Genomic DNA, 19,506 nt, shown 5'->3' with positions numbered 1-19,506 from the left:
GGCGGCAGGGTTTCGCAAAATCCTGCCGCTTTCAATTTTCCGGGTGTTTTCGCGCAATGCTGACTTTCGCCAAATCAACCGCATGTTAAGTTGCCATAACCCGGCAATCAGGAAGATCAAATGCAGCGCTATGAGTACAAGGTCGTTCCCGCCCCGCAAAAAGGCACGAAAGCCAAAGGTGTAAAAACCGCCGAAGGCCGGTTTGCCGCAACGATTGAGCAAGTGTTGAACCAATTGGGTCAAGACGGCTGGGAGTATCAACGCGCAGAGCTTTTACCAAGCGAAGAGAGGGCAGGCCTGACCGGATCTACCGTGAATTGGCGCAATGTGCTTGTCTTCCGCCGCACGATCGAGGCGGTCGAGGTCGCAGCCCCAGTCCCGGACGAAACCCCAGACGAAACCCCCGACGAAACCCCGGTTGCGCAGCCCGTTCCAGGACCAGAAATCGTCGCAGCGCCGGAACCAATTGCCGAAGAGGTTAAAGACCCTCCGTTGACGCTCAAGGACGCAAAGATCGAATTCCGCCGCACAGACAAGTCGTAAGGTTTGGCGTCGCAGCGGCCCGCCCAGCATCAAAGCCAGTGGTTCGCCGGTATGATCGCAGCACTTTGCGTCTCCAAGCTCTGGGCCGAACTGAAGTAAAGCGCCTAAGGTGCGCGCCCTACGTTCCGATATCCAGCGCCAGCGCATGTATCCGCGGCACGATGTCACCTAACGCCTTGTGCACCGCCCGATGGCTGGCGACACGGGATTGGCCTTCGAATGCACTGGCGCGGATATACACATTGAAGTGACTTTCCCCGCCTTCCTGATAGCCGGCATGCCCTCGGTGGCTTTCGCTATCATCGACAACCTTCAGCTCTCGCAGGTGAAACGCGGCATCAAGACGTTCATAGATTTCGTCGGTCACGGTCATTTTTTCGCTCGGCAGCAAATTATTTGCCGCCCCCCTCTTCTACTTTTGGCTGCTTAGACTAAACTGCTGCCTCCGAGTCGAGAAGATGCGTTCTTAAGGATCACAGCATGACGAAATCAGACCCTTTCGGATTCGATATGTCCGTCTCCAACGCCAAAAAGAAAAACCCGCGCGGGCGTCGGGGCATGTCGGGCGCGTCTGAAACTTCGGTCCGGATCTGTGACCATCCGGGGTGCCAGGAGCCTGGCAAGTATCGCGCGCCCAAGGCGCCAGACGTTTTGGATGACTTCTACTGGTTTTGCCAGAAGCACGTGCGCGAGTATAACCAAAAGTGGAATTTCTTCGACGGCACGACCGAGGCTGAACTGAACGCGCAGCGGTCAAAAGACAAGGTCTGGGAACGTGAAACCAAACCGATGGGCGACCCCGAAGCGCGCGCATGGGCACGTCTGGGCATCGAGGACCCGCATCAGGTGCTTGGCGAAAATGCCACCAAGAATCCGGGCCGTGCCGCCACAGGGCGCCGCCTGCCCCCGACCGAGCGGCGGGCAATCGAGATTCTTGAAGCCAAGGACAGCTGGACCAAGGCCGAAGTGCGCAAGGCCTACAAAAAGCTGATCAAGGTGCTGCACCCGGACATGAACGGCGGCGACCGCTCTCAAGAAGAGCAATTGCAAGAGGTCGTCTGGGCCTGGGACCAGATCAAGGACAGTCGGAATTTCAAGTAGGCAAGCCAACTGCCTTTTTCGGAACCATCGGCTTTGGAATGCTGAATGTGTTTCGGTGTGGTTGGATTTAACCCCCGTGGTTTATGTTGAACAATCGCCAATGTGGGCAGGCGATACCCTTCTGGGTGGACCTGGACGCGCATCAATAAGGCCAGTTTCAAAGAAAGCTTTGCCGAGTTCGCAGCACGCGCGGCTTTCCCTTGCCCTTGCCTGCAATATGTTGCACCACACACGGGTTCAGACCCGGCGAGATGGGTCGAAGGATAAGGACTACGCACATGGCTGACGGATCGATTGACATTAACGCAAAACCCACCGAAGAAATCTCGGTCCGTGACGTTTTCGGCATTGATACCGACATGGCGATCAAGGGGTTTTCCGAAGCAAGTGATCGGGTTCCGGTAATAGACCCGACGTACAAGTTCGACCCCGAAACGACTCTGGCGATTCTGGCCGGCTTTGCCCATAACCGCCGTGTGATGATTCAGGGCTATCACGGCACTGGCAAGTCCACCCATATCGAACAGGTCGCTGCCCGCCTGAACTGGCCAGCCGTGCGTGTGAACCTGGACAGCCATATCAGCCGGATCGACCTGATCGGCAAAGACGCGATCAAGCTGCGGGACGGTAAACAGGTGACCGAGTTCCACGAGGGCATTCTGCCGTGGGCGCTGCGTAATCCGGTTGCAATCGTGTTCGACGAGTATGACGCAGGCCGCGCTGACGTGATGTTCGTGATCCAGCGCGTGCTGGAGCATGACGGCAAGCTGACTTTGTTGGACCAGAATGAGATCATTACGCCGAACCCGAATTTCCGCCTGTTCGCAACGGCGAACACCGTGGGTCTGGGCGACACGACGGGCCTGTATCACGGCACGCAGCAGATCAACCAGGCTCAGATGGACCGGTGGTCGCTGGTGTCCACGCTGAACTACCTCAGCCACGATGCTGAGACGATGATCGTGCTGTCGAAGGCCCCGCACTATAACACCGAAAAGGGCCGCAAGACCGTCAGCCAGATGGTGACCGTTGCCGACCTGACCCGGACCGCCTTCATGAACGGCGATCTTTCAACAGTGATGAGCCCGCGGACCGTGATCAACTGGGCCCAGAATGCCGAGATCTTCCGCAACATCGGTTACGCCTTCCGCCTGTCTTTCCTGAACAAATGTGACGAGCTGGAACGCCAGACCGTCGCCGAGTTTTACCAACGCTGTTTTGACGAGGAACTGCCAGAGAGTGCAGCGAGCGCCAGCTTGGGTTGAAGGCAATATGGCTAAATTCTTCCGAAACTTTTTGACTAAACCATCAGGCAAAGACAACGATGTCTTGCGCGAAAACGGCAGCTTGTTTGAGATATCGCGTCCCAAACCCCGTCTAGTCTCATTTGCGGATGGCACATTCTCTTCACGTAGGGCGAATTTCCAACAGCAGGCAGAGCAAACGAGTTTTTTCTCGGACATTCGTGTTTATAGCTTACGGACGCTGCCGCAAGATTTCCGATCTCAGCACGGTGATTACGTAAAAAGCACACCCCGTGGTTTTGGTTATTGGATTTGGAAACCAGTGGTGATTTTACAGGCGATGGAAGCCGCCGAAGACGGTCAAACAATCGTTTATCTGGATGCAGGCTATACGATAAACCCAAATGGCGGCCGACGTTTTCAAGAATACCTTGAACTGGCTCAAGATCACGAAAGCAAGATGTTGTCCTTCATGAACGTTTTTACCGAAAGCCACTGGACCAAAGGTGATCTGTTCCGTCGTCTGGGCTTATCGGTCGATTGTTCAGAGGCTAAAACAAGTCAGTTTGGATCCGGATTTCTAGTCATGGTGAACAACGCTAGAAACCGTGACCTAGTCAGACAATGGTCCGAAATCGCGACCGAGGATAACTATCGTTACTCAGATGACTCGGAATCCATGAGCCGGAATCACGCCGAATTCAAGGAGCACCGACACGATCAAAGCATTTCCAGCTTGCTCCGCAAATTGAATGGCACCGCGATCACACACTACGAGGTTCAAAACTATTCAGGTCGGTTCGAGGAGTTTCAGAGTTCTTTGCCCACCTGGGCAACACGCCTCCGAAGTTGAGGTTTCGAGCGCGCGGATTTGGTTCTTTTCTCATATTGAGCAAAGGACGCGCAGTTTCTGCCCAAAGCGTTTTTTAAGATTTCCTTCGTAGAAACATTCCCTCGTGTCCTGCGGCAATCACATCGACGGTAAGTCGAGATGAACCGCCGACGGAGAGGAGCTTACCAAACCAAAGCGAATTAACGGCTAGCCCTATGGCCAAGACACCCGTTTGGCACTAGGTTGCCGGGACAGAACTAGACCGGACTGCCCCGATGAGCAAACCCAACGACAACCCCGCCGATCCGTTCAAAAAGGCCTTGGCCGAGGCCACCAAGGTTATGGCCGATGATCCCGAGTTGAACGTTACATATACGGTAGACCCGTCTGGGATGACCGGCGAGTCGATGCGTTTGCCACAGGTGAGCCGTCGGATGACGCGCGAAGAGGTTCTGCTGGCACGTGGTACGGCGGATGCCTTGGCCCTGCATCGAAAGTATCATGATGACGCGACCCATACGCGCTATGCCCCCCCAGGGGATATGGCCCGTGATCTGTATGAAGCAATGGAAGCCGCCCGGTGCGAGGCGATGGGCGCGCGTGACATGCCCGGCACCGCGTCTAACATCGACGTCAAGATCGGGCATGAGGCGCTGCGGCGTGGATATGACCAATGCAAACAACCTGCGGACGCACCTTTGGCAGTAGCTGCGGGCTATCTGATCCGCCACCTAGCCACGGGGCGCGATCTGCCTCCGGCGGCTGAGAACATCATGAATCTGTGGCGCGGCTTCATCGAGGAACAGGCTGGCGGAACGCTGGAAAACCTTGATGAAATCCTCTCGGACCAGGCAGAGTTCGCCAAATTCGCCCGCCAGATGATCAAGGACCTTGGTTATGGCGATCAACTGGGTGACGACCCGGATGAGTTGGACGAAGAACAAGAGGATCAGGCCGAGGAAAACGCCGACGAACAGCCTGACCCGGACAGTACTGGCCAAGACGATCAGGACGAACAAGAAGCCGACGCCACCCCGGAACAAACTCAGGAAGAGCAACAGGATCAATCCCAGGCTCAGGTCTCGATGGACGAGATGTCCGAAGATGAGCTGAGCGATGAGGCCGAGATGCCAGAGGGGGAAGCCCCGCTGGAACCCCCTGCCCCTCAGCCTGCGTCCGAAGCTGATCCGGATTACAAGGTTTATCTGAACACGCATGACGAAGAAATCGCTGCTGAGGATCTGGCCGAACCCGCCGAGTTAGAGCGCCTGCGCGCCTATCTGGACCAGCAGCTTGAACCGCTGAAGGGGGCTGTCAGCCGTCTTGCCAACAAGTTGCAGCGCCGCCTGCAAGCTCAACAGAACCGAAGCTGGGAGTTCGACCGAGAAGAAGGCATTCTGGACGCTGGCCGTTTGGCACGTGTGGTGGCAAACCCGACCACACCGCTCAGTTTCAAGGTCGAAAAGGATACCGAGTTCCGCGATACCGTGGTGACACTTTTGCTGGACAACTCGGGGTCAATGCGCGGGCGCCCGATCTCAATCGCCGCGATCTGCGCAGATGTTCTGGCGCGGACGCTGGAGCGGTGCAACGTGAAGGTCGAGATTTTGGGCTTTACCACGCGCGCTTGGAAAGGCGGTCAGGCGCGCGAGGCGTGGCTGAACGATGGCCGCCCGCAACAGCCGGGCCGTCTGAACGATCTGCGCCACATCATTTACAAGGGTGCAGATGCTCCTTGGCGGCGGGCGCGGCCAAACCTGGGCCTGATGATGAAAGAGGGCTTGCTAAAGGAAAACATCGACGGCGAGGCGCTGGAATGGGCGCACCGCCGGATGCTGGCGCGGCGCGAGCAACGCAAGATCCTGATGGTGATTTCGGATGGTGCACCGGTTGACGATTCAACACTCAGCGTCAACCCCGCAAACTATCTGGAAAAACACCTGCGCGACGTGATCGCAATGGTGGAAAAGCGAAAGATGGTGGAACTTCTGGCTATTGGAATCGGCCATGACGTCACCCGTTATTACGACCGCGCGGTGACAATAACAGACGTGGAACAGTTGGCCGGTGCGATGACCGAACAATTGGCTGCCCTGTTTGACAGCGACCCACGCGCACGCGCGCGGGTTATGGGGATGAAAAAAGCCAGCTAAAACTGGCCTTGCCGCCAATGCGCGGAATTTCCAAAAAAGAAGAACGGGTAAAACCCGGTATGGGAGAGGTATGTGATGTTTCAATCCTTTGAGGTAACGGCGCGCCCGGAACAGGGGCCGCCCCGACTGGCAGCTTTGCGCAGTGAGATGGCAAAAGAAGGGTTGGACGGGTTCCTGATCCCCCGCGCCGACGCGCATCAGGGCGAATATGTTGCCCCGCGGGATCAGCGCTTGGCTTGGTTGACGGGATTTACCGGCTCGGCCGGGTTCTGCGCGGTGTTGACAGACGTGGCCGGTGTATTTGTCGATGGTCGCTATCGCACTCAGGTCAAGGCGCAGGTCGCCAAAGAATACACTCCCGTAGCTTGGCCCGAAACCAGCCTCAGCGCTTGGTTGAAAGATCAGTTGCCCGATGGAGGCAAGGTCGGCTTTGACCCGTGGCTGCATGCCGCTGGCCAGATCGCCAGCACGCAGAAAGAGCTGGTCGGCAGCGATATCGAACTTGTCCGCTGTGACAATCTGGTGGACCGCGTGTGGGAGGATCAGCCAGAGCCGCCGATGAATCCGATCAAGACGCATCCGATCGAGTTTGCCGGCGAAACGGCGGACACCAAGATCACGCGTCTGGCCAAGGCCGTGCAAGAGTCAGGCAGTGCCGCCGCCGTGATCACCTTGCCCGACTCCATCATGTGGCTGCTGAACATTCGCGGTTCCGATATCGGATACAACCCGGTGGCGCATGGGTTCGCGATATTGCACGCCGGTGGTCAGGTCGATCTTTTTATGGCTTCGAAGAAGTTGGTGGTGCCACTGGCGGATCAGGTCACATCGCATGAGCCCGACGGATTTCTGGACGCTGTCGCGGCGCTGAAGGGCAAGGTGCAGGTCGATCTGGGAACGCTGCCGCAGGCCGTGGCGGACGTGTTAAACGATCAGATGGTCGATGGCGGCGATCCCTGTGCCCTGCCCAAGGCCTGCAAGAATGGCGCAGAAATCGAAGGCAGCGCCGAGGCACATTTACGCGATGCAGTAGCTGTGATCGAGACGCTGTGTTGGTTGGACGCACAGGCACCGGGTACCCTGACCGAAACGCAGGTGGTCACCCGGCTTGAAGAGAACAGGCGCAGGGATAATGCGCTTCAGGATATCTCTTTCGACACAATCGCGGGCACGGGTCCGAATGGCGCGATCATGCATTACCGCGTGACCGAAGAAACCGACAGCCGTTTGGAAGATGGCCACCTTCTGGTTCTGGACAGCGGCGGGCAATATCTGGACGGCACGACCGATATCACCCGCACCGTTGCTATCGGTACGGTCGGGGATGAGGAAAAAGCGTGTTTTACCCGTGTCTTGAAGGGCATGATTAACCTGTCCATGCTGCGCTGGCCGAGTGGGCTTGCCGGGCGTGATATTGAAGGGATTGCGCGGGAACCGCTCTGGGCCGCAGGGCAAGATTTCAACCACGGCGTCGGGCACGGTGTCGGTGCTTATCTCAGCGTTCACGAGGGCCCGCAACGCCTGTCCAAGGTCAGCCATGTGCCCCTGAAACCGGGCATGATCCTATCCAATGAACCCGGCTATTACCGCGAGGGGTCTTTCGGGATTCGCATCGAGAATCTTGTGGTCGTGCAGGACGCCGCACCCCTTCCAGGCGGGGACGACGACCGTGCCATGCTGATCTGGCGCACGCTGACCTACGTGCCAATCGACCGGCGGTTGATCGTGGTCGATATGCTGACATCCGCGGAACGCGCGTGGCTGAACGCGTATCATCGCGATGTTGCTGAAAAGATCGGGCCAAGGCTGAGCGATGATGCGCGGCGGTGGTTGGATACCGCAACTGCGCCGATCTGACACCGGGCTGTTACATAAACCGGGCAGAGGAGAAGCCCGAAAAAGACGAGGGAAGAGAAATGGTTGAAATCACGATTCACAAGGCACCAGGCAAATGGTGCGTCCGTTCCGGTGGGGCCGTATTGGGTGAAAGCACGAATGCATTGGAATTGACCGAGGGAGACCTGCCTTCGGTGATCTATTTCCCGCGCGCGGACATCGCGATGGCATTTCTGGACATGACTGACAAGACCACGCATTGCCCACACAAGGGCGACGCCACGCATTTCTCGATCGTCAACAAATCCTCGGTCACTGAAAATGCCGCCTGGAGCTATGAGGACCCGATCCCAGCCATGGCCGAACTCAAGGGCTATGTCGCATTTTATCCGAGTGATACCGTCAAGGTCGAACAGATTTAGGTAAGGGTCGCCGAGCCTATTCATACCGTTTTACCCATGACACCTATCCATGTGGTACAGCATCGGTGTGCTACGGCTACGAGTGTTCTTCGGCCGCAGTGGCTGCCAGCGCGCGATTATACGCCTTTAGTGCATCGACGTGAAACAATGCACCCACAGGGTTTTCGCTGCCGTCTTCTTCAACGACCACCACGGGAATGCAGGGAATGTCGTCTCGGTCGAAATAGGGCATCGCCGCTTCCAGCGTTGCGCTGGCATTTACGCAAAGCCCCTGATTGATCAGGTCCAGCGCCTCGTCTTTCGTGATCGAACGGGGGTCACCTATCGGTCGCATAACCGCACCGGCGCGCAACATGGCCAATAAATAGGCCTGCGGACCCGCAGCCAAGTGTACGTCACGCCGTTCCAACTGGGTCAGGAAGAAAGACCGGTCCACCAGACGCGAGGCCAGTGCGGTGGACATTGAAACCGAAACCATCACGGCAATCCCGATCTGCCAATCTCCGGTCAGTTCAAAGACGATCATGGTGGTAGAAATCGGCGCACCCAGAACGGCTGCAGCCACGGCCCCCATGCCTGCAAAAGCATAGAGCGTATGCGTCCCCGATACATCTGGCAGCAGCCCGGTCGCGATCAGACCAAAGGCCAGCCCGGTCAGTGCGCCGATCATGAGTGAGGGTGAAAACACCCCGCCCCCCATTCGACCGCCCATGGTTATAGCCACAGCAATCGTTTTGATCACGGCAAACAAAATTGCAGCCGAAAGGGTCAGGTCACCCGCCAGAGCGCGGATCGTCGTCTCGTACCCAACGCCGATGATATGCGGGAACCAGATTGCCAACAGCCCTAGCATTGCGCCAGACATTGCCGGACGCAGCCAGCGCGGCAGGGAAATACGGGTCTGTATATGGTTTCCAATATCCTCGGCAAAAAAGATTGACCGCATCATTAGCAGGGACACCAATCCGCAGATCAGGCCAAGGATTAGAAAAGCAGGAAGCTCCACGTAGAATTGTAGCGATCCGGGGGTTTCAAGAACAAACTCGGTCACATCGCCATATTCCAGCCGGTTGATCACCGTACCAGCGACCGACGCAATGACGATAGGCGCAAAGGCGTGAACGGCAAAATGGCGCAACACCACCTCAAGCGCGAACAATGCACCGGCAATGGGCGAGTTGAAGCTTGCCGATACCGCTGCCGCCACCGCACATCCCAACAGGTCGCGCCCCGTTATGCCATCAGCGTGGATACGGTTGCTCACCCAGGTCGAGATTACTCCGGCCATATGTACAACCGGCCCCTCTCGTCCAGTGGACCCCCCGGTGCTGAGGGTGATCAACGAGGCAAAGAATGAGGCAACGCCAGCCTTTCCTTCGACCCGCCCATTGGTCAAAGCGGCACCTTCGATCACATCCGCGACCGACCGCACCCGGCCATCGTCCGTGAACTTGTGCAATATGATACCGACCAACAGACCGCCGATAATCGGCGTGATCAGGATCAGAACCCGCGGCAGTTTTTCCGCATGGCTATGCAACAGAAGGATATTGTCGGTGTCGTAAACAAACGCCTGCAACGCCTGAATTGCCTTACGAAACCCCAAGGCCATAAAGCCTGCGGCAATACCGATAGCCAATGCAATGAACCAGAACTGAACTTGGCTTGGGCCGCGTCGCAACATGACCCGCCATGCGTCCTTGATCGCGGCCAGAGCCTGATTGAGCTGGTTGCGCAGAACGGTGCGGGTTGATTGGGTCATGGGCTCTCGGGGATCAGTACACACCCTTTAGTAAGCTACGGAGCCGCCTGAGAAAAGCAGGATCGCTATGGTTTGAAGGTTCGGACCGCAGCAGAATTTCTTCAGGCATCCAGCAAGGCGCGGGCAGCGGCGCGGGCCTCATCCGTTATGGTGTCTCCGGCGACCATGCGGGCGATTTCATCCACCCGGTCCGGCTGGGCCAGCGGAATGACGGTGGACAGGGTCTGACCATCGGTCACCTGCTTTTGCACCCGCCAGTGATGGGACGCACGGGCCGCAACCTGCGGAGAATGCGTCACGACAAGCACCTGCCCTCCATTCGCCAAAGACGCCAACCGGCGCCCGACCGCGTCGGCGGTTGCCCCACCGACACCGCGATCGATTTCATCGAAGATCATGGTCCGCGCGCTGTCATCGCCCGTCAGACAAACCTTGAGGGCCAGCAAAAACCGGCTGAGCTCACCACCTGAGGCGATCTTGTTCAACGGTCCTGAGGGCGCGCCGGGGTTGGTGGCGACAGTAAAGGCCACCGCATCTTTGCCTTCAGGGCCAGGATCGGCGGCGGTGATTTCGGTCTGAAACAACGCGCGTTCCATTTTCAGCGGTGCCAGTTCAGCCATAACCGCGGCATCCAATTGCCCGGCAGCGTGCCGGCGCGCCGCACTCAGGGCCTCGGCCGCAAGGTCATATGCGGACTGCGCCGCATCGGCTTCCGCTTGCTGATCCGCCAGATCAGCATCACCTGCATCCAGCCGGTTCAGGCGATCGCGCAGCGTGGTCGCAAATCGGCCCAGATCATCTGGTGCAACATCGTGTTTTCGGGCCAGCGCGCGGATTGCGAACAAACGCTCTTCTGTGGCCTCAAGCTCCGCGGGGTTGAAGTCCAACGCCTGAAGGCAGGTACTTACCCCGTCCTGCGCCTCACCAAGTTCGATCAACGCGCGTCCCAAAGCTGCGATTGGCTCTTCCAGCTGCCCACCTGCATTGTCGGAAACACCTTCAAGCCATCGTACGGCATCTGACATCGCGCCCTCGGCCCCTTCTCCGCCCAGCAGGTCAAACGCGCGTGCAACATCGTCTCTGATGCGTTCGGCCCCCTGCATCATACGGCGCCGCGCATCCAGTTCCGCGTCCTCCCCGGGCTGAGGGTCCAGCTTGTCCAGTTCAGCAACGGCGTGGCGCAGGAATTCTTCTTCGGCCCGCATGGCGGCAAGCGCCGCCTCGGTCTCGGCCAAAGCCTTTCGTGCGCGTGACATTTTTGTCCACGCTCCGCGTACGGCCGCCAGATTCTCGTCCGTTTTTGCATAGGTATCCAGCATCGCCCGGTGTCCGCGTGGGTTCAGCAACCCACGATCATCATGTTGACCGTGCAATTCTATCAGCGTGTCTGACAGGGCGCGCAACACTTCGCCTGAACAGCGGCGGTCGTTGACCCAAGCAGTTTTACGCCCTTCAGCCGTGTTGATGCGACGCAGGATCAGTTCCTCGCCGCCCGGCAGGCCAGCTTCGGCCAGAACCAAATGTGCCGGGTGATCAGGGCCAAGTTCGAATACGGCCACAACTTCACCCTGCGCGGCCCCCTGACGTACCAGTTCGGCCCGACCGCGCCAGCCCAATACAAAACCCAGCGAGTCCAGAAGAATCGACTTTCCTGCCCCGGTTTCACCCGTCAAGGCGTTCAAACCCGGCTGAAATGTCAGTTCCAGCCGGTCAATGATCAGCATATCGCGGATATCAAGGGCGCGCAGCATCGGGTCTTAGCGTCCCACGCCTGTAGCCATGGCGATTACAACCACTCACCTTTGATAGTCTGGCGATAAATCTGACTCAGCCAGTTGTTACCGCGGCTCTTCAGGTCCAACCCGCGCGAGGTCAGCAACTGGTAACCTGCGTCGTACCATTCGGACGACTGGTAGTTATAGCCCAGGATAGCACCGGCGGACTGCGCCTCATCCACCAAGCCCAGCGACAAATACGCCTCGATCAGACGATAGAGCGCTTCGGCGGTGTGGGTTGTCGTCTGGAAATCCTCAACAACGACGCGGAACCGGTTGATGGCCGCGGTATAGTGATCCTGACGCAAATAATAACGCCCGATCTCCATCTCTTTACCTGCCAGATGGTCGAAGGCCAGATCAAATTTAAGCACAGCCGAGGTTGCATATTCGCTGTCAGGATAAACCTCGATCACCGTCCGCAAGGATTGCAACGCCTGAAACGTCAGCCCCTGATCGCGACCGACCTCGTCAATCTGGTCATAGTAGCTGAGCGCCAGAAGATACTGCGCATAGGCGGCATCTTCGTCGGTTGGGTAAAAGTCGATATAGCGTTGTGCGGCTGCCCGGCTTTCCTCGTAATTCTTGTCTGAGTGATACGAAAATGCCTGCATGATCAGCGCACGTTTCGCCCAATCGGAATAGGGGTACAGACGTTCAACTTCTGAAAAATACCACGCCGCGTCATCCGAGCGATTCTGCGACAGTTCGAATTCACCGCGCGTATAGATCTGCTCGGGCGTGAAGCCTTCCAGATTTTGATTGCGGTCCGCGCCACTGTTGCCGCACGCCGTCAAAACTGCTGTCAGAAGAATCGCGCCCGCGAATCTGACTGCCGCTTTGGTGCCAACCATTCCGCCTATCCTTGTTGTATTGCTTGTCGGGACATACCCCGGATTTGCCCTTGGTCTAGCATATATAATTCCGGGGCAAAACGCCTTAGTAGGTCAGTTCGCGGAATTGTAGACCGGGGCGAACCAATCAGGCAACTTCGGGAATTTCGTCCCAAACTAAACCCTGCCCCGGAAGGCGCGCGGCCTGCTCGGGTGTACACAGGATCGGCCGAACCGCGCCGGGCGTTTCAAAAAGCTTGCGCAGCAGCGTGTTGGTCATCGCATGACCGGATTTGTCGCCGGTGAAGTGGCCCAGAATCGGCCCACCCGCCAAATAGAGATCGCCCAAGGCGTCCAGCATCTTGTGTCGTACAGCCTCGTCCGCGTGACGGAAACCGCCGGGCGTCAGAACGTCGTCGCCCTGAACGACAACAGCATTGTCCAGAGTGCCACCCAAGGCCAAACCGCTTTCGCGCATTGCCTCAACGTCAGTGCGTCGGCAGAAGGTGCGGCAATCGCTCAGCTCACGCGCGAACGAGCCGTTGCGCATATCCAACGTTTTGGTCTGGTTGCCAATCGCGCTGTCTTCGAAATCAATGTGGAAGTCGATGATTAGACCGTCTGCCGGAACGATGGATGCGCTTGCGCCTTCACGCGTTGCGGTCACGGGTTTCAGAACCTCAAAGGCCAGAACCGGGCTGCTCTGGCGGCGCACGCCTTTGGCCATGATCCCACGTACAAAATCAATCGCAGATCCGTCCATGATCGGCACTTCGGGTCCGTCGATTTCGATCAGCGCGTTATGCACACCGCAACCTGCCAGCGCGGCCATGATATGCTCAACAGTTGAGACCGATACGCCCGCGTCGTTCACCAAACGTGTGCAAAGCGGTGTCCGTTCCACCACATCGTATATGGCGGGGATCAGCGCATTTCCCAGCTCAATATCCGTCCGTTTGAACCAGATTCCGTGACCGGCGGCTGCCGGTTTCAAAACCATCGTAGCCGGTTTGCCGCTGTGCAGCCCGACGCCTTTAAACGTGACCGGGGATTTGAGCGTATGTTGCAAGGTTAGCCTCGATGAATGATGTCCGGCCTAAGCGGTCCGTGTTGGACATTCAGTTAAGGAAGCACGCGTCAAGGCTCAACTCACTCTTTGTAACTGAATGAAACATGAATGTAACAGATCGGCAAAAGCCTGCTTACACACCGCTTAAGTTATGAATTTAAAAAGAAAAGGGCCGCCAAGCGGCGGCCCGTGATCGCTAATTTGTTACCGGGATCAGTTGGCCTGACGCCGCAAAAAGGCGGGAATTTCGATCCGGTCCTGTTCAGGATCAGCCTCATCATGCGCAGGTGCCGTGGCGTCAGCCTGGCGTACCGGGGGTTGTTGGCGGACCGGTTGAGCAGGTGTATCTGCCGCATGTCCGGTCATCCGATCGATGAGGCGATTGAAGCCGAACCGAGGACGATCCTGCGCCTCTGCCTGTGGCGCCGGTGCTTGTCGCGGAGCCTGCGGACGCGGCGCGGAAAACCCGCGTTCGGATGCAGGAACCTTTTGAACCGCTGTTTGCAAACGCTGCAATGCCTCGGGGGACGGAGTGCCAGCGGCGGGCTTGGGTTGCGGGGCAACATAGCTTTCCGCAGCGTGCTCGACCGGCTCAGGGGTCGGCTCAAACTCTGCCACGCGCGGTTGGTAGGCCGGCGGCGGCAACCCGTCATCATCCTGCTCTGCCTGAGGTTGGAACTGCGGCTGCGCAGGTTCTTCGGCCGTTTCGAACAAAGAAGGTTCGCGGTTTACTTCGGGTTGCGCAACCGGCTCTGCCGTATCAGCCGCAGCAATGGGGGTCTCATCCTGCTGCGGCTCTTCGGCGGATACAGTGCGCGTCAACGGGGCTGACATGGTGCGCCGCGCGACCGGAACATCAGCGCTTTTTTCGCTGGCGTCGATCCCGGTGGCCACGACGGAAACGCGCATGCCGCCTTCCATCGCTGTATCAAGTGTAGAGCCGACGATGATGTTCGCCTCGGGGTCCACTTCCTCGCGGATGCGGTTGGCGGCTTCGTCCAGCTCAAACAGAGTCAGGTCATGCGAACCGGTGATGTTGATCAGCACACCCTTAGCACCCTTGAGGCTTATTTCGTCCAGCAGCGGGTTGGCAATGGCCTTCTCAGCCGCCTGAACGGCACGATCTTCGCCCGTGGCCTCACCCGTTCCCATCATCGCCTTGCCCATTTCGTCCATCACGGCACGAACATCGGCGAAGTCGAGGTTGATCAGGCCCGGACGTACCATAAGATCGGTCACACCCTTGACGCCCTGATAGAGAACGTCATCGGCCATCGAGAACGCCTCGGTAAAGGTGGTCTTTTCATTGGCAAGGCGGAACAGGTTCTGGTTTGGGATGATGATCAGCGTGTCGACAACTTTTTGCAGCGCCTCAACACCGTCCTCGGCCTGACGCATCCGTTTGGCGCCTTCGAACTGGAACGGCTTGGTCACAACACCGACGGTCAGCACACCCAATTCGCGCGCGGCTTGTGCGATGATCGGCGCGGCACCCGTACCAGTGCCGCCACCCATGCCGGCCGTGATAAAGCACATGTGCGCACCGGCCAGATGATCAACGATCTGCTCAATGCTTTCTTCCGCAGCCGCAGCCCCGACAGTTGGGCGGGCACCGGCGCCAAGACCCTCGGTCACTTTGACGCCCAGCTGCACCCGTGATGACGACTGGCTTTGCTGTAACGCTTGCGCGTCAGTGTTGGCGACTACGAAATCCACGCCATCAAGTTGTTTTTCAATCATGTTGTTAACGGCGTTTCCGCCTGCACCGCCAACGCCAAATACTGTAATCCGAGGCTTCAGTTCGTCGTGCCCGGGCATCGAAAGATTCAATGTCATGCTCTGTCCGCCTGTTTTATTGACCCGCCAAAGCGGTGTTTTTCTTACCTGTTCACGGACAATCCTACCGCTCGAAACCCAAAAGGTCACGCCAAAAATAGTCGAATTCCACAAAATATGGAGGAATTAAGGCGCTGCTAAACGGTATTTCGCATGAATTGCGATATGTTGCGGAATGATCTCAATCCACCACAAAATAAGCGACCACGCGGCAGAGCTGGATTACGCGCCACTGAAAGATCACCGGTTTTGTTAAGCGGAAAACTGCTCATGTCCTGCCGCTTGGCCTCTGACGGGCCCTATAGGTAACTTGCTGGAAATACGTTCGGCACGCAAGACATTTCTTCAGCCAATCTGGGCACTTGGGCAATTCAGATCGTCCTCGGAGATGTTGCGTACCTCTTGGATTTCAGTGTGATTAAAGCTGGCCAATCGCACCATGAGCCGCCCTTCGTACTCAAAGGTCCACCAACAGACCGGCACCCCATCCGGATCGTCATCGTACAGAAAGCAAAGTTGCCCATTAGGCGTCGTGATCTGCCCATAGACGCAGCCCCGACCCTCCATCCGCCAAACGGATAGGTTGCGACTCAGAAACTGCTCGGTGCCGACGAGGATACCGCTGGGAAAGTCGTAAAACATGACGGTCTTACCTTGGACCGCGTCCAGGAAAACATCGGGGGAAATCCGAGTCTGAGCGTTGGTCGCAAGCGGAGCCAAGGCGACCACCGCCGCGATCCCGAGTGCCCTACCAATTGTCACGGAACCAGCGCATAGCGCGTTTGAGCGGCCGTGCGGCATAAGTATCGACCGGAATTTCGAAATCCCACCATTCGTCCTGCGGATGCGCTGCAAACAGGCTAAGCCCGACGGCCGACGAAAAACCCGGTCCCGTCGCAGATTGTGGCAGGCCGTGGACGCGCAAGGGCCGACCCAATCGGACGCGCTGGCCAAGAATACGGGTGGCCAGGCCATCCAGCCCCATGATCTGACTTCCACCTCCGGTCAGCACGATCTGCTGACTAGGCATGTGTTCGAAACCGGCGGCGTCCAGACGGACGCGGACTTCTTCAAGAATCTCTTCAACACGTGGTCGCATGATACCGATCAGTTCGGCCCGGCTGACGGTGCGGCGGTCGTGTTCCCAATCACCGGTATCGCCGCCAATATCGATCAGATCACGGTCGTCGGCCCCGGTCGCGTGGACACCGCCGTTAAAGGTCTTGATCCGTTCCGCCACAGCAGCCGGGACGCCCAGCCCCATCGAGATGTCGGCCGTCACGTGGTCGCCGCCCATACGTACGCAATCGGCGTAAATCATGTGCTTTTTCATGAAGATCGAAACGCTGGTCGTGCCGCCGCCCATGTCAATACAGGCTGCGCCAAGCTCTTGCTCATCCTCGACCAAGGCCGAGACGCCCGATACATAAGCTGAATTCGCAATACCTGCGAGTTCAAGGTCGCAGCGTTTGATGCAGCGTACGATGTTCTGGATCGCAACCGCATCCACCGTCAGCATGTGCATGTCAACGGCGAGCATCTGACCCAATTGCCCGCGCGGATCAATCAGACCCGATCGGTTATCCAATGCAAAGTTCACTGGCTGGGCGTGCAGCACTTCCCGTCCGGCGCCATAGTCGGGCACATCGCAGGCGTTCAAAACGCGGCCGACCTCGGCCTCGGTCACTTCCTGCCCATCCAATTCGACTTGGGCGTCCAGCCCATAGGACCGGGGATTCGCGCCCGAGAAGCAGGCAATGACATGATCCACTCGGATATCCGCCATCTTTTGCGCAGCTTGCAGCGCGGTGCGGATGGCGCGTTCGGTTTCCTGCATCGCAGTGACTTCACCAAACTGGACACCCCGCGACCGCGTTGTGGCAGCGCCGATCACCCGAAACCCGGTCTGGCCCGCCAACGACCCGATGCTGTTGTCCTCGCTTAGCCGACCCGTGCCATCAAAGCGCAACACAAGGCAGGCTATCTTGGAACTGCCCACATCCAGAATGGCGACAACACCGCGCTGCATCGCCTGTCTGCGCATCTGTCGCATTGCCCTTTGGGACTGATATAGATCGGTCATCATGGTCGTTTCTGCCCGTTACCCACTGTCGCTTTTGTATTCCACCAGTCTTCGCTGGCGGCTTTGGTCATTCTGATTGTCGGACGCTGACCAAGGCGCATGTCTACCACGGCCACATCGCGTTCCAACAAGTCCTGTACTTCGTTTACGGCCAACACACGCTCGAGCGCGCGCACGGGACGTTCGGTTGGGAGCATGATGCGTTGGCCACGGTCCAGCACCAGGTCCCATCGGCGTTCGCCGATACGAACCAGCCCACGCACACGTCCACCCAGGCTGCTGGCGATGTTCATCAGGGCCAGAGCTTCGGCAACGTGATCATCTGCGCCCTTACCCGCGATCAATGGCAGGTTGGCATAGTCTTTGCGCGAAGCAATACGCTCGACATGCGCGCCTGTATCGTCCAACAGCTCGATCCCGCGGCGCGTACGCCAGACGACAACGGGTTGGCGTTCAACCACGTCGACTTGAAGGATGCCGCCGGGGCGCACTCGAACAGCGGCGGACTTGACCGGATCAAGCCCGGTAACTGTGTCCCGGATCTGTTCTACGTCGAGGTCCCAGGAACTGATCGGGAAATCCAGCGGCACGATTTCGCGAATGTCTTCCGACAGGTTGGGGCCAGCACCATCAATGGCCATCAAGTTGACCATAAACTCCGGTCGCTGTTGGATTGAGGTCTTGATGTCCGCAACGTAAGCGACTGCCGCATCGCGCCGCTCTTGCGAACCGAAGTAGACGCCGGTGACAGCAACAAGCAGGACTACGGGTATCCCCAATCTAAGACCGCGTCGTACACCCCGCGTCAACATCCAGCGCTGGAAGCGATAGCTGAACCGCGATGGAGCTGGATCACAGCGTCGCGACCTGCGCCCAAACAGCCTGACACCGCGCAGGTGCAAACCAGTCTCGTCCTCATGTCTATCACCAGAGGCAAAATCCGCGTCTGGCCCCGTCAGAGGCTTGGACCGATGAATGACCGGCGCGCGGGTGGCTTTCAGCGGTCGCATGAAGCGTCCTCCACCATCCAGGCACACAGCTGGCCGAAGCTGAGCCCACAGAACTCGGCCTGCTCCGGTACTAGCGAAGTTGGTGTCATGCCGGGTTGCGTGTTCGTTTCCAGTAAGAACAGGCCATCCCTGCCCTTGGTGTCATCCCAGCGATAATCCGTCCGGCTGACGCCTTTGCAGCCCAGAACCTTGTGGGCGCGCACGGCGTAATCAAGGCATAATTCAAATATATCCGACGGAATTTCAGCAGGTAATACGTGCCATGAACCACCGGGTTTGTACTTGGCATCGTAATCGTACCAGCCATCGGTCATGATTTCAGTCACGGTCAGGGCCCGGTCGCCCATAACCGTAACCGTTAGTTCGCGCCCGGCGACATATTGTTCAACCATCACCTGATCGGGCATGTCATCCGACAGTTGCGGCGGGATGTTTGTACCTTCCATCACAAGGTAAATGCCAACGCTGGAGCCTTCATTGTTGGGCTTGACCACGTAAGGCGGCTTCATCACGTGATCTGCCATCACACCCGCCTTGGGAAGGATGACACTGTCCGCAATCGGCATACCGGCGCTTAGGAATGCGTCCTTGCTGCGCTGTTTGTCCATCGCGAGGGCCGAGGCCAGAACACCGGAATGCGTATAGGGGATGCGCATCCATTCCAGCACACCCTGCACGCAGCCATCCTCACCCCAGCGACCATGCAGAGCGTTGAAGACCACATCTGGCTTGATTTCGGACAGGCGCGCGTAGAGGTCGGGACCAGCGTCCAGCTCGACCACTTCAAAGCCTTCTCCCACAAGGGCGGCCGCGCATTCGCGCCCAGAGCTGAGAGACACCTCGCGTTCCGCCGAGGGGCCACCCATCAACACCGCCACTTTGGGGTTTGTCCTGCTCGACCTACCCACTTCGTGCGCCTCAATGTCCCCGGACCTTGTGTCGTGGTCCGTGCTGCGTTATGCCTTTGATCCGTCGCCGTTAATTGCCTGTTTTGGTCTGACGGTTGG

17 protein-coding genes are annotated in these 19,506 nt (G+C 58.0%); 7 read left to right on the top strand and 10 right to left on the bottom strand.

What is annotated here, in order from left to right; all coding sequences use genetic code 11:
- Window positions 1-120 precede the first annotated feature (120 nt).
- Window positions 121-543: a DUF4177 domain-containing protein gene (locus ACXAET_RS00835; protein ID WP_475179608.1), complete on the top strand. Its 423-nt coding sequence runs from the start codon at window positions 121-123 to the stop codon at window positions 541-543.
- A 118-nt stretch (window positions 544-661) separates the two neighbouring features.
- On the opposite strand, the gene ACXAET_RS00830 is transcribed toward ACXAET_RS00835, so the two are convergent.
- Window positions 662-916, bottom strand: a complete 255-nt coding sequence (locus ACXAET_RS00830; protein WP_475179606.1) for a BolA family protein — start codon at window positions 914-916, stop codon at window positions 662-664.
- 107 nt (window positions 917-1,023) lie between these two features.
- On the opposite strand from ACXAET_RS00830, the gene ACXAET_RS00825 reads away from it, so the two are divergent.
- The 6 genes from ACXAET_RS00825 to ACXAET_RS00800 all read left to right on the top strand — a co-directional run bounded on the left by ACXAET_RS00825 (window position 1,024) and on the right by ACXAET_RS00800 (window position 8,131).
- On the top strand, window positions 1,024-1,644 hold the full coding sequence (locus tag ACXAET_RS00825; protein WP_475179601.1) for a J domain-containing protein: 621 nt from the start codon (window positions 1,024-1,026) through the stop codon (window positions 1,642-1,644).
- Between the two features lie 278 nt (window positions 1,645-1,922).
- Window positions 1,923-2,909: a cobaltochelatase subunit CobS gene (gene cobS, locus ACXAET_RS00820; RefSeq protein ID WP_475179597.1), complete on the top strand. Its 987-nt coding sequence runs from the start codon at window positions 1,923-1,925 to the stop codon at window positions 2,907-2,909.
- A gap of 7 nt (window positions 2,910-2,916) precedes the next feature.
- Entirely contained in the window at window positions 2,917-3,741 is an 825-nt protein-coding gene (locus ACXAET_RS00815) for a hypothetical protein (RefSeq protein WP_475179594.1), read from the top strand.
- Between the two features lie 254 nt (window positions 3,742-3,995).
- Window positions 3,996-5,873 carry a cobaltochelatase subunit CobT gene (gene cobT, locus ACXAET_RS00810; RefSeq protein ID WP_475179589.1) on the top strand — a complete coding sequence of 626 codons (1,878 nt, stop codon included), beginning with the start codon at window positions 3,996-3,998 and terminating at the stop codon, window positions 5,871-5,873.
- A 75-nt stretch (window positions 5,874-5,948) separates the two neighbouring features.
- Complete coding sequence (locus ACXAET_RS00805; protein ID WP_475179586.1) at window positions 5,949-7,730, top strand: aminopeptidase P family protein; 1,782 nt, start codon at window positions 5,949-5,951, stop codon at window positions 7,728-7,730.
- A 59-nt stretch (window positions 7,731-7,789) separates the two neighbouring features.
- On the top strand, window positions 7,790-8,131 hold the full coding sequence (locus ACXAET_RS00800; protein WP_068335669.1) for a DUF427 domain-containing protein: 342 nt from the start codon (window positions 7,790-7,792) through the stop codon (window positions 8,129-8,131).
- A 76-nt stretch (window positions 8,132-8,207) separates the two neighbouring features.
- Here ACXAET_RS00800 and ACXAET_RS00795 read toward each other — a convergent pair whose 3' ends face one another.
- From ACXAET_RS00795 to ACXAET_RS00755, 9 genes are all read right to left on the bottom strand, one after another.
- Window positions 8,208-9,893 (bottom strand): chloride channel protein, encoded by a 1,686-nt coding sequence (locus tag ACXAET_RS00795; RefSeq protein ID WP_475179581.1) that lies wholly within the window; start codon window positions 9,891-9,893, stop codon window positions 8,208-8,210.
- Window positions 9,894-9,994: 101 nt separating this feature from the next.
- The gene (gene recN, locus ACXAET_RS00790) at window positions 9,995-11,644 is read right to left on the bottom strand and encodes a DNA repair protein RecN (protein WP_475179580.1); all 1,650 of its coding nucleotides are present in this window, start codon (window positions 11,642-11,644) and stop codon (window positions 9,995-9,997) included.
- Window positions 11,645-11,679: 35 nt separating this feature from the next.
- A complete protein-coding gene (locus ACXAET_RS00785) occupies window positions 11,680-12,522 on the bottom strand; it encodes an outer membrane protein assembly factor BamD (RefSeq protein WP_475179576.1) in 843 nt (280 codons plus the stop codon).
- A 127-nt stretch (window positions 12,523-12,649) separates the two neighbouring features.
- Window positions 12,650-13,570, bottom strand: a complete 921-nt coding sequence (gene lpxC, locus ACXAET_RS00780) for a UDP-3-O-acyl-N-acetylglucosamine deacetylase (protein ID WP_475179572.1) — start codon at window positions 13,568-13,570, stop codon at window positions 12,650-12,652.
- Between the two features lie 213 nt (window positions 13,571-13,783).
- Window positions 13,784-15,406: a cell division protein FtsZ gene (gene ftsZ / locus ACXAET_RS00775; RefSeq protein WP_475179568.1), complete on the bottom strand. Its 1,623-nt coding sequence runs from the start codon at window positions 15,404-15,406 to the stop codon at window positions 13,784-13,786.
- Window positions 15,407-15,751: 345 nt separating this feature from the next.
- The gene (locus ACXAET_RS00770; protein WP_475179565.1) at window positions 15,752-16,168 is read right to left on the bottom strand and encodes a hypothetical protein; all 417 of its coding nucleotides are present in this window, start codon (window positions 16,166-16,168) and stop codon (window positions 15,752-15,754) included.
- Window positions 16,155-17,489, bottom strand: a complete 1,335-nt coding sequence (ftsA, locus tag ACXAET_RS00765; protein WP_475187026.1) for a cell division protein FtsA — start codon at window positions 17,487-17,489, stop codon at window positions 16,155-16,157. The genes ACXAET_RS00770 and ftsA overlap by 14 nt, the downstream gene beginning before the upstream one ends.
- On the bottom strand, window positions 17,489-18,499 hold the full coding sequence (locus ACXAET_RS00760) for a cell division protein FtsQ/DivIB (RefSeq protein ID WP_475179563.1): 1,011 nt from the start codon (window positions 18,497-18,499) through the stop codon (window positions 17,489-17,491). Before ACXAET_RS00760 ends, ftsA begins: the two co-directional genes overlap by 1 nt.
- Complete coding sequence (locus tag ACXAET_RS00755) at window positions 18,487-19,407, bottom strand: D-alanine--D-alanine ligase (protein ID WP_475179560.1); 921 nt, start codon at window positions 19,405-19,407, stop codon at window positions 18,487-18,489. The genes ACXAET_RS00760 and ACXAET_RS00755 overlap by 13 nt, the downstream gene beginning before the upstream one ends.
- Between the last annotated feature and the right edge of the window lie 99 nt (window positions 19,408-19,506).

It is taken from the genome of Ruegeria sp. AWH4_226, from assembly GCF_056159225.1.
Note: the sequence above shows the minus strand (reverse complement) of the source record. Positions and strands in the feature narration are given on the sequence as shown.